14 protein-coding genes and 1 pseudogene are annotated in these 14,258 nt (G+C 64.0%); 4 read left to right on the forward strand and 11 right to left on the reverse strand.

The annotated features are described in order from the left end of the window. Positions 1 to 6: 6 nt before the first annotated feature. On the reverse strand, positions 7 to 1,065 hold the full coding sequence (locus J1C48_RS13255; RefSeq protein ID WP_207258365.1) for a 3-carboxy-cis,cis-muconate cycloisomerase: 1,059 nt from the start codon (positions 1,063 to 1,065) through the stop codon (positions 7 to 9). Further along, complete coding sequence (gene pcaD / locus J1C48_RS13260; protein ID WP_207258366.1) at positions 1,062 to 1,868, reverse strand: 3-oxoadipate enol-lactonase; 807 nt, start codon at positions 1,866 to 1,868, stop codon at positions 1,062 to 1,064. The genes J1C48_RS13255 and pcaD overlap by 4 nt, the downstream gene beginning before the upstream one ends. A gap of 165 nt (positions 1,869 to 2,033) precedes the next feature. Here pcaD and J1C48_RS13265 point away from each other — a divergent pair, with 165 nt between their 5' ends. After that, on the forward strand, positions 2,034 to 2,984 hold the full coding sequence (locus J1C48_RS13265; RefSeq protein ID WP_207258367.1) for a carbohydrate kinase family protein: 951 nt from the start codon (positions 2,034 to 2,036) through the stop codon (positions 2,982 to 2,984). A gap of 124 nt (positions 2,985 to 3,108) precedes the next feature. Here the strand turns inward: J1C48_RS13265 and J1C48_RS13270 are convergent, their stop codons facing one another. Further along, the gene (locus tag J1C48_RS13270; protein WP_207258368.1) at positions 3,109 to 3,891 is read right to left on the reverse strand and encodes an outer membrane protein; all 783 of its coding nucleotides are present in this window, start codon (positions 3,889 to 3,891) and stop codon (positions 3,109 to 3,111) included. A gap of 547 nt (positions 3,892 to 4,438) precedes the next feature. Between J1C48_RS13270 and J1C48_RS13275 the strand changes: the two genes are divergently transcribed. Then, positions 4,439 to 4,885: a c-type cytochrome gene (locus tag J1C48_RS13275; protein ID WP_207258369.1), complete on the forward strand. Its 447-nt coding sequence runs from the start codon at positions 4,439 to 4,441 to the stop codon at positions 4,883 to 4,885. A 338-nt stretch (positions 4,886 to 5,223) separates the two neighbouring features. Here J1C48_RS13275 and J1C48_RS13280 read toward each other — a convergent pair whose 3' ends face one another. The 8 genes and pseudogenes from J1C48_RS13280 to ccmA form a co-directional block, all read right to left on the reverse strand. Next, positions 5,224 to 5,892, reverse strand: a complete 669-nt coding sequence (locus J1C48_RS13280) for a DsbE family thiol:disulfide interchange protein (RefSeq protein ID WP_207258370.1) — start codon at positions 5,890 to 5,892, stop codon at positions 5,224 to 5,226. Then, on the reverse strand, positions 5,889 to 6,083 hold the full coding sequence (ccmD, locus tag J1C48_RS13285) for a heme exporter protein CcmD (protein WP_207258371.1): 195 nt from the start codon (positions 6,081 to 6,083) through the stop codon (positions 5,889 to 5,891). Before ccmD ends, J1C48_RS13280 begins: the two co-directional genes overlap by 4 nt. A gap of 13 nt (positions 6,084 to 6,096) precedes the next feature. Then, positions 6,097 to 6,858 carry a heme ABC transporter permease gene (locus J1C48_RS13290; RefSeq protein ID WP_207258372.1) on the reverse strand — a complete coding sequence of 254 codons (762 nt, stop codon included), beginning with the start codon at positions 6,856 to 6,858 and terminating at the stop codon, positions 6,097 to 6,099. 176 nt (positions 6,859 to 7,034) lie between these two features. Further along, positions 7,035 to 7,823, reverse strand: coding sequence for a trans-aconitate 2-methyltransferase (gene tam, locus J1C48_RS13295; protein WP_207258374.1), 789 nt, complete (start codon positions 7,821 to 7,823; stop codon positions 7,035 to 7,037). Positions 7,824 to 7,937: 114 nt separating this feature from the next. Further along, a pseudogene (locus tag J1C48_RS19270) lies at positions 7,938 to 8,239 on the reverse strand (type II toxin-antitoxin system RelE/ParE family toxin). Further along, entirely contained in the window at positions 8,229 to 8,489 is a 261-nt protein-coding gene (locus J1C48_RS13305; protein ID WP_207258376.1) for a type II toxin-antitoxin system ParD family antitoxin, read from the reverse strand. The pseudogene J1C48_RS19270 and the gene J1C48_RS13305 overlap by 11 nt, the downstream one beginning before the upstream one ends. A 54-nt stretch (positions 8,490 to 8,543) precedes the next feature. Next, on the reverse strand, positions 8,544 to 9,200 hold the full coding sequence (gene ccmB, locus J1C48_RS13310) for a heme exporter protein CcmB (protein ID WP_207258377.1): 657 nt from the start codon (positions 9,198 to 9,200) through the stop codon (positions 8,544 to 8,546). Next, positions 9,197 to 9,892, reverse strand: a complete 696-nt coding sequence (ccmA, locus tag J1C48_RS13315) for a heme ABC exporter ATP-binding protein CcmA (RefSeq protein ID WP_207258378.1) — start codon at positions 9,890 to 9,892, stop codon at positions 9,197 to 9,199. Before ccmA ends, ccmB begins: the two co-directional genes overlap by 4 nt. 324 nt (positions 9,893 to 10,216) lie before the next feature. Between ccmA and acnA the strand changes: the two genes are divergently transcribed. After that, the gene (gene acnA, locus J1C48_RS13320) at positions 10,217 to 12,970 is read left to right on the forward strand and encodes an aconitate hydratase AcnA (protein ID WP_231081783.1); all 2,754 of its coding nucleotides are present in this window, start codon (positions 10,217 to 10,219) and stop codon (positions 12,968 to 12,970) included. A 415-nt stretch (positions 12,971 to 13,385) separates the two neighbouring features. After that, on the forward strand, positions 13,386 to 14,138 hold the full coding sequence (locus tag J1C48_RS13325) for a DUF1223 domain-containing protein (RefSeq protein ID WP_207258380.1): 753 nt from the start codon (positions 13,386 to 13,388) through the stop codon (positions 14,136 to 14,138). Positions 14,139 to 14,258 lie beyond the last annotated feature (120 nt).

A 14,258-nucleotide genomic window follows, 5' to 3' on the forward strand; every position in this document is an offset into this window, starting at 1 on the left:
TGCCGCCTACCGCTCGACCAGCGACAGGCGGCCGATCAGATCCTCGGCGATGCGTGTCGCGGCTCCCGCTGCCATCGCCATTTGAGGCAGCAGCATCCATTCCAGCGACCAGGCGGCGCCGGAGCGCTCGTTTTCGTGGACGAGCGCCTGATGCAGACCGCTGACGAGCGTGGCGTTGAACCGCGCCAGGGTGACGAGAATCTCGGCGCTGATCGGATTGCTTTTGTGCGGCATCGCCGATGAGCCGCCGCCGCCGGCAAGCGTCAATTCACCGACCTCGGTCTGTAGTGACAATGCGGTATCCTGGCCGAACTTGCCGAGGGCGCCGGTGACCATCGACAGCCAGCCGGCGAGTTCCGCGATGCCGTCGCGCTCGGAATGCAGCGCGCTCGCGGCGGCGGGAAGGCCAAGCCGCGTCGCGACACCGGTCGCGATCGCCTCGGCCTTGTCGCCGAACGCCGCGCGGTCGCCGACGGCCCCGCCGATGCGAAGCGCAAAGGCGCGCGGCGCGATCTCCTCGCGGCGCAGCCGGCAACGCACCAGCGGATCGGACCAGGAGGTGATTTTTCGGGCAAACGCTGTTTCCGTGGCCGTCTGCATGCGGGTATGCGCCACCACCCTGGTCTTGCCGGCGTCCAGCGACCAGCGGGTGAAGGCGTCGGTGATCGCCGCCAGCCGGCGGTCGAGAACGAGGGCGACGCCCTGCAGCCGCATCGCCATCGAGGCGTCGATGACGTCCTGGCTGGTCGCGCCCTTATGCAGTGCTTCGGCCGCGGGCTCTTCCCATCCGGTGCGCAGCTGCTTCAACAGGCTCGGCACCACCACGCCGTCGCGGGCCGTGCCCGCGCCAAGCGCCGCCAGATCGGGTGTGAAGGCGGCAGCGCGGGCTTTGATGGCATCGCGATCGTCAGGTGCGATCAGCCCCGCCTCCGCTTCGGCCTCGGCCAGCGCGACCTCGAAAGCGACCATCGCTTCGAGATCGGCGTCTGCGGTCAAATAACTCGCGATCTCCTCGTCGCCGAAGAGGGAGCCGAGCACCGGATGGTTGAAGACCGAGGCGCTCACGCGGCAGCATCCTGGCCGAAGACGCTGGCGGCAAAGCCGCTGAGGAGACGCGCGGTCGCGTCCGGCTGTTCGATGCAGGGCAAATGCCCGGCGCCGGCGACGACTTCGAACCTGGAATTGGCAATGAGATCGGCACAGGCCTTGACGAGCGCCGGCGGGGTCGAGCCGTCCTGATCGCCGACCATGCAAAGCGTAGGAAGCCGCAGCGCACGGGCGGTCTCGGTGTGGTCGGCATCGCGCAGGGCCGCGCAGCTGCCGAGATAACCCGCGACCGGTGAATTCAAGAGCATGTTGCGATAGCCGACGAAGGCCGGATTGTCCGCTGTGCGAAAGGCCGGGGTGAACCAGCGGGTGAGGATCTGCTCGGCGATGGCGGCAATTCCGTTGTCTTCGATGGCGGTGATCCGGCCGTTCCAGCTGGCGTCGTCACCGATCTTCGGGGCGGTGTCCATCATCACCAGGCCGGCGAGCCGCTCCGGGGCCATGGCCGCGAGGCCGAGCGCGATCGGACCGCCGATCGACAGACCGACGACGAGGGCCGCGTCGATGTGGTGGTGATCAAGCAGCCCGAGGAGATCGGCCGAATGTTCGTCCATGCGATAGGGCGCCGGCGGCACCTCGGAGAGCCCATGGCCGCGCTTGTCGTAGCGGATCACCCGGCACCGATCGGTCAGCTGCGGCATTATCGAGTCCCAGATCCGGAAGTCGGTGCCAAGCGAGTTGACGAGGACCAGGGTGGGGGCGTTTGCCGGGCCGTCGATCCGGTGATGAATCACGATGTCATTGATGCGATCGAAGGGCATAAGGGGTTTTCCGAAAAGCGTCGGGGTCTCGACTCTGTCGAATGCGAGGATAGCGGTGCGCTGACTTTAAGATAGCCCTCGCAATCCAAGCTCTCTTTTCCGAACGCTCCATTCCTGCTAGCGCCTGACAGAGCAAAATCACCGATCAAAGCCGGAAGGGCACGGATGTTTCTTAGTTGTGGCGATTGCCTGTTCGACCTCTTTGCCAGCGCTGAAGCCGATGTCGCGACGATCGGGCTGTCCGGCAGGGTCGGTGGCTCACCGCTGAACGTCGCGCTGGGCTTGTCGCGGCTCGGCCATCACGCCGCCTTCTTCACCAAGATCTCCGGCGATCTCTTTGGCGAGCGCATCCGGGCCTTCATGGCGCGCGAGCGGATCGATCAGCGCTTCCTGATCCCGACCGATCGCAACACCACCTTGGCGATGGTGTCGCTCGCCGCCGACGGATCCGCGACCTACGCCTTCTATATCGAGGGCACGGCCGATCGCTCGATCGCACCGGCGGAGGTGCCGCAGGCGCTGCCCGCCGAGGTCGAGGCGATCCATCTCGGCTCTTATGCCACCGTGACGGAGCCGACGGCGAGCGCTCTCTTGCAACTGGTCAATCAGGAGGCGGCACGCCGCTTCATCTCCTATGATCCGAACATTCGCGCCTCGATCGAGCCCGATCTCGACATCTGGCGGGCGAAGGTCGCCGAACTCGTGCCCTTCGCCGGATTCGTCAAGGCGAGCGAGGAGGACATTGCCCAACTCTATCCAGGACGGCCCGTCGATAGCGTCATCGGCGACTGGGTCGATGCGGGGGCGGCGATGGCCGTTGCGACGCTCGGAGAGAACGGCGCGATTGCCGTAACGGGCACCGGCGCAGGGGCGCGGGTGCCGGGCGAGACGGTCGCGGTGGTCGATACCGTTGGCGCCGGCGATACGTTCCAGGCCGGCATGCTGGTGGCGCTGAAGGAGCGCGACGGCCTGTCGCGCGCGGCGATCGCCGGTTTCGGCACGGCCGAGCTCGAAGATCTCCTCGGCTTTGCCGTCAAAGCCGCAGCGGTCACCTGTACCCGCAAGGGCGCGGACCTGCCGCGGCGGGCCGATCTGGGCCTTGCCGCCCGCGACTGATCGAAGCGCTGCAGCGGCGCTCGCCGCGCAGCAGGGACAATAAAAAACGCCGGCGGGCCGAGAGCCCGCCGGCGTTTTTCATGTCAGGATCAAAGAGCGGCGAGAACCGCTCTTCGGCCCCCTCTTAGTTGAAGTGGTAAGCAGCCTTGGCCCAAACGGTGTGGAAGTCCAGGTCCTTGTTGCTGTTGCTGTTGAACGAGACGTTGTTCACACCGTTGGTGCCGGTGACCGTCTGGGTGTTCTTGCCGAGGTTGGTGTAGAGGTACTCGACACCGAAGGACAGGTTCTGGGTCGCCATCACATCGACGCCGGCGCCGGCGGTATAGCCGACCGACTTCTTCTCGTTGTCGGTGCTGAAGGTGTAGCCCGCGAAGTCGCCGGTGGTGGTCGACGGCGTCGAAACGCTGTTCTTCACGCTCCCGTAAGCCAGACCGCCCGTGCCGTAGACCAGGATGTTGTCCATGGCATAGCCGAGGCGGGCGCGAGCCGTACCGAGGTAGTTCAGCTTGTTCTGGGCGGAGAACTCCGCACCATTCGGCGTGGTGTAGGAGGTGTCCTTTTTGCGGTTGATATAGTTGAAGTCGGCCACCGCACCCAGGACGACGTTGTTCTGGAACTGATAGTCGTAGCCGATGTTGGCGCCACCGATGAAGTTGCCGGTGTCGTCACCGCCGACATTGCCGTTATAGAGCGTCGGGTCGTTGCTGCTGCTGAAGCTGGCGTCACCATTGTGGCCGAAGGTCGCGCCGGCCTGAACGCCGAGGCTGAGGCCGGTCCAGGTGATCGTCGGTGCAACCGGCTGGATGGCGACCGGAGCTGGTGCCGGCGGCTCCGGCGCGATCACGTCGGCAGCCATGGCCGGGGAGGCGAATGCGGCGGAGGCCAGCAGAAGGGCAAAGCGTTTCATCAAAAATACTCCAGTTTGTCGCTGTCGCGACGACGGGGCAGGAAGGGTCTCTGCCTAAGACGGATTCGGATTGCGTCCGAATTCAACCGTGATCAGTGATTGGTCTCATTGGCTGAATCGTGGCAGGAATACGATCTCATCCAGAGTGTTGCAGTTTGGTCGCATCCTCGTCGTCGTCACGACTTGGGTGGCCAAATCGTCGACTTTATCCATTGAAAAACGTTTAAAAATCAAAGTTTACAGAAATTCCTCAAATAAGTTCAGCAATTTACGAGTATGGCGAAAATGTGAAGATAAAATTCCTCACACTGGGCTTGATTTCTCCATTTGCTCCGCATGTGCCCCGTCGCGACCGCGTTACGGCGCGACCGAAGATGGTGACCCGATCTTTGCCACAATCATCCAGGTCGGCTGCCCATAGGGGTTACGCGGCGCATCAGTTTGGATTCATTCTTATCTTAGATTGCCAAGGTGAGCGTTCGGCCAATATGATGTGTCCTGTGGGTGCTTGGACAATCCGACCAACATCACACGAAAGGGAGGACAGATGCGTATCATCACTCTTGTTCTGGCCGGTGCTGCGCTTGGCTACGCCGTCGGCGCGGCATCCGCGCAGGAGATGGGCGATCCCGCTGCCGGCGAGAAAATCTTCAACAAGTGCAAGGCCTGCCACGCCATCGGCGAGGGTGCCAAGAACAGGATTGGCCCGGAATTGAACGGGATCGTCGGCGACAAGCCCGGCGCCGATCGGGGCGGCTATAAGTTTTCCAAGGGCTTTCAGGATTGGGCGGCCGACAAGACCGCGTGGAACGAGACGCTCTTGACCCAGTGGCTGACCAATCCGCGCGCCGTGGTGAAGACCACCAAGATGGCGTTTCCCGGCCTGAAGAAGGACGCCGATCTGAAGAACGTCATCGCCTATCTCGCCAGCTTCGACGCCAAGGGCGGCAAGCAGGATCCGGCGGCGGCGCTGAAGGCGGCGGCCTCGAAATAGCAGTTCCCGGTTGCTCCCAAGGCCGGTAAGCGTAGCATGTTGAAACGGCGGTCCTGCCTCTATGGCGGGCCGCCTTTTCGTTTGAGCGACGCACGGGCTCGGCAGTCAGCCGTCGTCGGCGGTGAACGTTTCGCCCGCAGGCCGGCCATCATCGGTTTCGCCCGGCGAATTGGCAAACGGCACGGGCGGCGCTCCCGCTTCGACCTCGCGTGCCGTCACGGGACCGCTGGGGGACCCCCGGGACGAATGCCGATCGCAACAACAAACATTTGCCGTCGATCCAAAATCGGAGCGCGGCCGGTTGCGATCCGAGATTATCGACCGTTGCGCTTTCACGTTCAACGGGTGGACGCGCGGGGCTTCGGCTCGCGTGTCATTGCCTGTTCGACCGCCGGCATCAGGCCGGTGCGGATCGAATCTGGTGTGAAGGGGCCGATCTGCTTGTAGAGAATTTCGCCATCAGGCGAGACGAGAAACGTCTCCGGCACGCCATAGACGCCCCAGTCGATCGTTGTCGCGCCCTTTTCGTCGACGCCGATCGCGGCATAGGGATTGCCGAGATTGGCGAGGAAGCTGCGGGCATTTTCCGGTTTGTCCTTATAGTTGATCGCCACCAGCCGAAAGCGCTTGTCGCGTGCAAGCTGCATCAAGAGCGGGTGTTCCTCGCGGCAGGGAGCGCACCAGGAGGCAAAGACATTGACGAGGATTGGTCGGCCGTCGCCCGGACCGGAGAGGTCGAGCCCCGGCACCGGCTTGCCGTCGCCGGTCATTGCGCCTTCGAGCGGCGGCAACACGGTCATCGGCGCGCTCTTGCCAATCAGCACCGATGGGATTTCCTTGGGATCCTGGCCAGAGCGCAGCTGATAGAGAAACGCGCCGGCGAGCCCGAGAAACAGGACGAGCGGCAACAAAACCAGCAAGCGCGCGGCGCCGCTGCGGCGCTTGGGGGACGCGGTGTCGGCATCGGCGCTGGCGAGCAGCGTCTCGTCGTTGTCGTGGGTCGTCATTTTGCCGCTTCCGTGTCCTGACCGGCTCTGCCGCCGACTTCGGAGCGGCGGCGGATGCCGCGGGCTTCGAGGGTCTTCAACGCTCGGCGCTGGGTGCGAGCATCGAGAAGGATCCAGGCGAACAGCCCGGCGATCGCCACGGCAGAGATGCCATAGGCGGCGGTGATGAAGGCAAAATATTCCGATTGCATGATCGTCTCCGGATCAGGCCTCGGCACGTCGGGCGGCCAGCCGCGAGAGTGCGGCGACCCGCCTGCGCAAAATTTCGGTGCGCATCGCCGTCAGATGCAGCGCGAAAAACAGCACCGTGAAGCCGAGCGCCGAGATGAGCAGCGGCACCAGATAGGTCGCTGGCATCGCCGGACCGTTCATCCGCAACACGCTCGCCGGCTGATGCAGCGTGTTCCACCAGTCGACCGAGAATTTGATGATGGGGATATTGATAAAACCGACGAGCACCAGGATCGCAGCCGGCTTCGCCGCCTTGCCGGGTTCCTCCAGAGCGCGGGTCAGGGCGATCAGGCCGAGATACATGATGAACAGCACGAAGACGGAGGTCAGCCGCGCGTCCCACACCCACCATGTGCCCCACATCGGCCGGCCCCAGATCGAGCCGGTGATCAAGGCAAGTGCGGTGAACACCGCGCCGATCGGCGCCGCCGCCTTGATCGCGACATCGGCGAGCGGATGGCGCCAGACCAGCGTGCCGAGCGCCGAGACGCTCATCACCGTCCAGATCATCATGCAGAGCCAGGCGAAGGGCACGTGGATGAACATGATCTCGACCGTCGTGCCCTGCTGATAGTCCGGTGGGACCGTCAGCCCGAGACCGAGGCCGACGGCAATGCCCAGGAGCGCAACGGCGTAGAGCCAAGGCTGGACCTTGCCCGACAGATCGAGAAACCGCGTCGGGTTGGCGAGGATCGTGAAGCGAGACGACTTGGCGCCGGCGGAGAGGTCGGTCATGGGGCGAGGTTAGAACCTCTTTAAGCGCGGGGCAAATGGAGGTTTTCCAATCTTTGCTCAGATCCTCCGCAACGGCACACAATGCCGTGATCGGTGGGGCGGTCGCCTGGCGGAGAGTAACTCCGGCGCCAGCCGAACAAAGCGGTCGGCGTCGCTGCCTTGCCTATCGCGGTGGCTTATCGCGCTTGGTCTGAGGAGCGCACCGCGACAATGAAAAGCCGCGGAAAGGCGAAAAGTGCCTTACCGTCGGCACGGACCGGATAGGCCTTGGCGATCCGAGTCGCATAGGCAGCGAGGAAATCGGTCTGCTCGGCGGAGTTCAGCAGATCGAGAAAGGGGCGCAGGCCTGTTGCCCGCACCCAGTCGATGATCGCCGCCGGCCCGGGAAGCACATGGCAATAGGTGGTGCGCCAGATGTCGATCGACGCGGCGTGGGGTGCAAGGAGATCGTAATAGGCCTCTGCGGTGAGAATACGGGCCCGGATCTTGTCCGCGTCGCCGATCTTGGCGGCAAAGCGCGGCTCGACCGCCGTCTCGCGCATCAGCCGATGGGAGGGCTCGTCGAGATTGTCCGGCATCTGCACGGCCAGCACGCCGCCCGGTGCGAGCGACGCCATCAGCTTTGGAAGCAGCCTCGCATGGTTCGGCAGCCATTGCAGGACGGCATTGGCAAAGACGAGGTCGGCGGGCGGTTCGGCCTGAAACGCGGCCACATCGCCACGCGTGAACTGCGCCTGCGGCAGCCGGGCGCGGGCTTTGGCGAGCATGTCCTGCGAGGTGTCGATCCCTTCGAGCTTGGCGGCCGGGTAGCGTTGCGCAATTAATTCGGTCGAGTTGCCGGGGCCGCAGCCGAGATCGACGGCCCGAGCCGGCACCTCAAGCGGCACCCGCGCCAAAAGCTCGGCCGCCGGCCGTGTGCGCTCGTCGGCAAAGCGCAGATAGAGGTCGGCATTCCAGTCGGTCATTGGGGGACAAACCTCGGAAGGGTGGCGGCGGAACACCCTCCGATAGGCGCAGCTGGCCTCAGATGCCAGCGCATTCAGCATCCCGGCTATAGCTGTTTCGGCCTCGCAATCGTCTCACGGATCCTCGATTGACTGGTCGTGGCTCCAATCCTCGTGGCTATGGCGGACGCGAATGATCAACACGCCAGTCTGCGTCCTGGTGTAGACGACGAGATGGGAACCACAGGGATGGATACGGACCGGCGGCGTCAATTCGGTGCGTTCGCGGGCAAGGTCCGGAAGCGGGCCAGGACCTCGAAGCATTGTCGCAAGCGTGCATGATAACGTGCTGCTTGTGCTGCTCCGAAGAAGCGAATGCTGTCGGCGTAGATCCGCTGGACGTCGTCCGCGGCTTTTTCCGTGAGCTTATAGGTCATGTCCGGCTGGATCGATTCCCGCGGTGCGAAGAGCGGCCGCTTCGATTTCGTCCATCGAACGCGTACTGATGCCGCTTTCCAGTCCCTCGGTGACGAGCGCCTGCATCTGAGCGATCTTGACCGCGCGCTCCTGATCGCGGCGGATCAGATCGCGGACATAATCGCTGGCATTGCTGTATCGACCGGATCGAGCCTGAGCTTCGACCCACTCCTTCATCGGATCGGGCAGGGAAACATTCATGGTCGCCATCGCAAAGCCTCCAGCTCGCATCATGCAATTGTTGGCAAAGTTTGCCAAGAGCCCTCAATCCCCGCTCGCCTTCAGCGCCGCGGCGGCTGCCAATGGGCCAAGGGCACCGAAAAACAGGGTGAGAGCGCACAGAATCAGGAAGGGTGGCAGGAACGGGGCGGGGTCGGTGACGGCGCCATAGGTGGCCGAGACGCCGAAGATCAGCACCGGGATCGTCAGAGGCAGGACCAGCACCGAGACGAGCAGGCCGCCGCGGGGCAGGGCGACCGCGACCGCCGCGCCGACGGCGCCGATGAAGACGATGGCGGGGGTGCCGACGAAGAGCGTCAGCATGACGGCGAAGAGCGCCGTCGGCTGCAGCGCCAGGAACAGGCCGAGAAGCGGCGAAGCAAGCACCAGCGGCAGGCAGGACGCGGTCCACAGCGCCAGGCATTTTATGAGAACCACCAGCGGCATCGGCACCGGGCCGGCGATCAGCAGATCGAGCGTGCCGTCCTCGCGGTCGGCCTGGAACAACCGGTCGAGGGTGAGGAGTGTCGAGAGCAGCGCGCCGATCCACAGGATCGCCGGGCCGATTCGCGACAACAGATTGAGATCGGGTCCGACGCCGAAGGGCACCGTCGCGATCACCGCGAGAAAGAAGATGACGGCGGTCATGCCGCCGCCGCTGGAAAAGGCGAGTTTCAGATCGCGCCGGAACAGAGCCCTCACAGCCAGCCCTCGGCGGTGGCAAGATCCGCTTCGTCGATCGTCATCGCGGCCTCGCTTGCCGCGTCGCGGGCCGGAATGTGAAGGGTCTCGGCCTGGTCGAGGCCGAGCGGATGATGGGTCGCGGCAATCGCGATGCCGCCGGTTCGAAGATGATCGGCAACCATGCCGGCGAAGCGCTCCTGTGAGGCGAGATCAAGGGCCGCGGTCGGCTCGTCGAGGATCCAGACGGTCCGCCGCACCACCGCCAGGCGGGCCAGGCTTGCCCGCCGCTGCTGGCCGGCCGAGAGATAGCCGAAGGGCACATCGTCGATGCCGGCAAGGCCGACGGCGGCCAGCGCCGCGCTCGGGCGAAGGCCCGGTGCGCCGCCGAGATAGCGGGCCCAAAACGTCAGATTGTCGGCGATGGTGATCTGCGGCTTCATGCCATGGCGATGGCCGACATAATGGGCGACATCGGCCAGCCGCGCGGCCGGTTCGCCGTCGGCCGCAATCAAGCCGTTCAGGCGAATCGCCCCGCCGACCGGCCTCAGCAGACCGGCAAGGGTGCGCAAAAGGGTGGATTTTCCCGCCCCGTTCGGGCCGGTGACGACGAGCGCTTCGCCTGCCTTCACCGCGATTTCGAAGGGGCCGGCGACGGCCGTTTCTGCTCGTCCAACGATCAGTGCGTCGAGCGCAACCTGGCTGGATGTCACGCGATTGCCTTTGTGATCAGGGCGTTGCGCCAAATCGATGCAGAGTCGGCCCGGCGGATGCTGCGCCCTGTCATATTTTGTCGCCTTTGTTCTCCGCGGGCCTTTATAGCCATTACAAACTTCCCTATAACCCGCTCAGCCACTCCAGCGACCGGCGTGGACAATTCAAGCGCCGATCTCATGGCGCCCGCATCGGCACCGACGGGCGTCAGGGCGGACAGCGGAAATGGTCGTACCCGCATCTTCGAGCGCGCTGATCCGCGGCGCATGAAGGCCGTTCGCCCTTCGGACTATTTTATCGGTTCGAGAAGGAATGTGAGCCTCGTGACTAACCACCCAGATAGTTTCAAAGCCAAGAAAACGCTCGACGTCAACGGCAAGACCTATATCTATTTCGACCTGAAGGAAGCGGAGAAGAACGGCCTTGAGGGCGCCTCGCGCCTGCCCTTCTCGATGAAGGTGCTGCTGGAAAATCTGCTGCGCAACGAGGACGGGCGCACCGTCACGGCCAACGACGTCAAAGCCGTCGCCCAGTGGCTGAATGACAAGGGCAAGGCCGGCTACGAGATCGCCTATCGCCCGGCCCGCGTGCTGATGCAGGACTTTACCGGTGTTCCGGCCGTGGTCGACCTGGCGGCGATGCGTGATGCGACCGAAAATCTCGGCGCCGACCCAAAGAAGGTCAATCCGCTGGTGCCGGTCGATCTTGTGATCGACCACTCGGTGATGGTCGATTTCTTCGGCCAGAGCGATTCGTTCGAAAAGAACGTCAATGCCGAATATGGCCGCAATGGCGAGCGCTACACCTTCCTGCGCTGGGGCCAGGAAGCCTTCCAGAACTTCCGCGTCGTGCCTCCCGGCACCGGCATCTGCCATCAGGTGAATTTGGAATATCTCGCCCAGACCGTCTGGACCCGTGATGTCGACGGCGAGACCGTCGCCTATCCTGACACGCTGGTCGGCACCGATTCCCATACGACCATGGTCAACGGCCTGTCGGTTCTCGGCTGGGGCGTTGGCGGCATCGAGGCGGAAGCGGCGATGCTCGGTCAGCCGATCTCGATGTTGATTCCCGAGGTCATTGGTTTCCGGCTCGAGGGCAAACTGCCCGAAGGAACGACCGCGACCGATCTCGTCCTCATGGTCACCGAGATGCTGCGCAAGAAGAAGGTCGTCGGCAAGTTCGTCGAGTTCTTCGGCCCGGGCCTGTCGAACCTCTCCCTCGAGGATCAGGCGACGATTGCCAACATGGCGCCGGAATATGGCGCGACCTGCGGCTTCTTCCCGATTGACAAGGACACGCTCGCCTATCTCGAGGCGACCGGCCGCGACAAAGACCGGATCGCCCTCGTCGGGGCCTATGCCAAGGCGCAAGGCATGTTCCGCGAGGATGGCACGCCCGATCCGGTGTTCACCGATACGCTGTCGCTCGACCTTGCAACGGTCGTTCCCTCGCTGGCCGGCCCGAAGCGTCCGCAGGACCGCGTCGCGCTGACCGACGCTGCCGGCGCCTTCGACAAGGCTCTCAGCGAGATCAAGGGCGGCCGCAAGAAGAGCGAGACGCCGCAGTCGGATGGCGATTCCCGCTTCATGGACGAGGGTGCGGCCACCGGCGCCGTGGAAGCGGCCCGCTTCCCGGTGGAAGGCGCCGATCACGGCCTTGCCGATGGCGACGTCGTCATTGCCGCGATCACCTCCTGCACCAACACCTCGAACCCCAATGTGCTGGTGGCGGCCGGCCTGGTCGCCCGCAAAGCCTTCGCAAAGGGCCTGAAGGTCAAGCCGTGGGTGAAGACCTCGCTGGCCCCGGGCTCCCAAGTGGTGACGGAGTATCTCGCCAAGGCCGACCTCCAGAAGGATCTGGACGCGATGGGCTTCAATCTCGTCGGCTATGGCTGCACCACCTGTATCGGCAATTCCGGCCCGCTGCCGGAGCCGATCTCCGACGCGATCAACGATAACGACCTCGTTGCCTGCTCGGTGCTGTCGGGCAACCGCAACTTCGAGGGCCGGGTCAATCCCGACGTCAGGGCGAACTATCTCGCCTCGCCGCCGCTGGTCGTCGCCTATGCGATCGCCGGGTCGATGTTCAAGGACATCACCAAGGAGCCGCTCGGCCAGGACAAGGACGGCAATGACGTCTATCTGAAGGACATCTGGCCCTCGACCCAGGAGGTCGCCGAGATCGTTCGCAAGACCGTCACCCGCGAGATGTTCGAGACCCGCTATGCCGACGTCTTCAAGGGCGACGAGCACTGGCAGAAGATCGCCGTGTCGGGCGGCCTCACTTATGACTGGGACGATCGCTCGACCTACGTTCAGAACCCGCCCTATTTCGAGGGCATGGACGCTGAGCCGAAGCCCGTCACCAATATCGAGGGGGCGCGCATTCTCGGCCTGTTCGGTGATTCGATCACCACCGACCACATCTCGCCGGCGGGCTCGATCAAGAAGGACGGTCCGGCCGGCGACTATCTGGTCTCCCATCAGGTCCGGCCGGTCGACTTCAACTCCTATGGCGCAAGGCGCGGCAACCATCAGGTGATGATGCGCGGCACCTTCGCCAATATCCGCATCAAGAACCAGATGGTGCCCGGCACCGAGGGCGGTGTGACCATTCACCATCCCTCCGGAAACGAGATGTCGATCTACGACGCGGCGATGACCTATAAGGACGAGGGCGTGCCGCTCGTCATCTTCGCCGGCAAGGAATACGGCACCGGTTCGTCGCGTGACTGGGCGGCGAAGGGGACCGTGCTTCTCGGCGTCAAGGCGGTGATCGCCGAGAGCTTCGAGCGCATCCATCGCTCCAATCTCGTCGGCATGGGCGTCGTGCCCTTCGTCTTTGCCGAAGAGGGCACGTCTTGGGCCTCGCTCGGTCTGAAAGGCGACGAGACGGTGACCATCGACGGCCTCACCAGCTTGAAGCCGCGTCAGGAGATGGAAGCCAAGATCGAACGGGCCGATGGCTCGAGCGAGATGGTCAAGCTCAAGGCCCGCATCGATACCGAGGACGAGCTCGAATACTACAAGAACGGCGGCATTCTGCACTACGTTCTGCGCCGTCTCGCTGCCTGAGCGATGCTGTGACGGCTCGTTCCGCGACCCGTCACAGGTGCCGCGATCGATAAATCGGCGCGTTGAAAATCATGATCATGGGGCCGGGCGGCGATGTCGCTCGGCCCTTTCTCATCGTGATCCCGCGGGTCGAACTTATCGGATGCTTTGCGGGAGCAAACGCATTTTTCACCCGCAATTGACTAGCCCGTGTCTGGCTTGATCCCTTAGGGTCCGACGCGGAAAGGGTTTCTGTTCACATGCATTCCACGTCTGCCGTCGATCCAACCATTCCCAGCGGCGTCACCTCACCACCTTCGCGGGCCCAAGCCGATTCCGAACGACGGATGGCCGGTGGCTGGCCGCGTCGTGAAAGGGTTTTTGCCTGATGCGGGATTTGGGACAGCGACCCCACGTCCGACGGATGCGCCCGGTCATGGCCGCGGCGATCGCCGTTCTTTTGCCCACCGCTTTGGCCTTTGGCGGCGAGCGGACGAAACAGCAAATCACCCATGTCCTGGAGCTCTTCACCAGCCAGGGGTGCTCCTCCTGCCCGCCGGCGGACGCGTTTCTCGCCGAGCAGGTCGACAAGCCACACGTTCTCGCTCTTTCCTATCATGTCGACTATTGGGACTATATCGGCTGGCGCGATACCTTCGGCTCGGAGCACAACGATGATCGCCAAGCCGCCTACGCCAAGGCTTTCGCCAACAAGATGGTCTATACGCCGCAGCTGATCATCAACGGCCATGTCGACTTGGTCGGCTCGCACATCGCCAAGATCGAAAGGACGATGGCCGAAGGCGGGCTCGCCACCGGGCCCGGCGCAGCCAGCCTCAGCGTTCGGCGGATCGGCGACAGCATTCACATCAGCGCCCACGACGTGGCAACGCCGCCGGGCGCCCGCAAGCCCATGCTTGTGCTCGTGAATTTCGGTGATGTGGCGACGGTGGCGGTCGATCGCGGTGAGAACCAGGGTAAGACGCTGGTTTCTGTCCATCCCGTCCGAAGCTGGCAACTGATGGGCATGGTCGGTGCCGAAGGCATGGAGGTCGACATGCCGCTCTCCTCGATCATCCACGATGGCGCCAAGACCTATGGCTGCGCGGTGCTTTTGCAGGCCGTGAAGTCCGATGGAAGTCCCGGTCCGATCCTGGCGGCGACGCAGATCGAGATCGATCCGAACTGAGACGGCGTTGAGGGTCGCGCGTGGCTGCGGGCTGCGCGTCGGCGCCATGCCTCGGCGCGCCGCGTGTCCGATAGGACGCACAAAGGACGCGCATTCTGCTTGAGTCTCAGCATCGGCCCG

The sequence above is a fragment of the Jiella flava genome (assembly GCF_017349315.1).
GTDB classification, from domain to species: Bacteria; Pseudomonadota; Alphaproteobacteria; order Rhizobiales; family Rhizobiaceae; genus Jiella; species Jiella flava.

Bases quoted from the DNA above. Each gene is read 5' to 3' on its own strand.
- pcaD (WP_207258366.1), bottom strand. From the start codon at position 1,868: ATGCCCTTCGATCGCATCAATGACATCGTGATTCATCACCGGATCGAC.
- J1C48_RS13265 (WP_207258367.1), top strand. From the start codon at position 2,034: ATGTTTCTTAGTTGTGGCGATTGCCTGTTCGACCTCTTTGCCAGCGCT.
- J1C48_RS13270 (WP_207258368.1), bottom strand. From the start codon at position 3,891: ATGAAACGCTTTGCCCTTCTGCTGGCCTCCGCCGCATTCGCCTCCCCG.
- J1C48_RS13275 (WP_207258369.1), top strand. From the start codon at position 4,439: ATGCGTATCATCACTCTTGTTCTGGCCGGTGCTGCGCTTGGCTACGCC.
- J1C48_RS13280 (WP_207258370.1), bottom strand. From the start codon at position 5,892: ATGACGACCCACGACAACGACGAGACGCTGCTCGCCAGCGCCGATGCC.
- ccmD (WP_207258371.1), bottom strand. From the start codon at position 6,083: ATGCAATCGGAATATTTTGCCTTCATCACCGCCGCCTATGGCATCTCT.
- J1C48_RS13290 (WP_207258372.1), bottom strand. From the start codon at position 6,858: ATGACCGACCTCTCCGCCGGCGCCAAGTCGTCTCGCTTCACGATCCTC.
- tam (WP_207258374.1), bottom strand. From the start codon at position 7,823: ATGACCGACTGGAATGCCGACCTCTATCTGCGCTTTGCCGACGAGCGC.
- J1C48_RS13305 (WP_207258376.1), bottom strand. From the start codon at position 8,489: ATGGCGACCATGAATGTTTCCCTGCCCGATCCGATGAAGGAGTGGGTC.
- J1C48_RS13325 (WP_207258380.1), top strand. From the start codon at position 13,386: ATGGCCGCGGCGATCGCCGTTCTTTTGCCCACCGCTTTGGCCTTTGGC.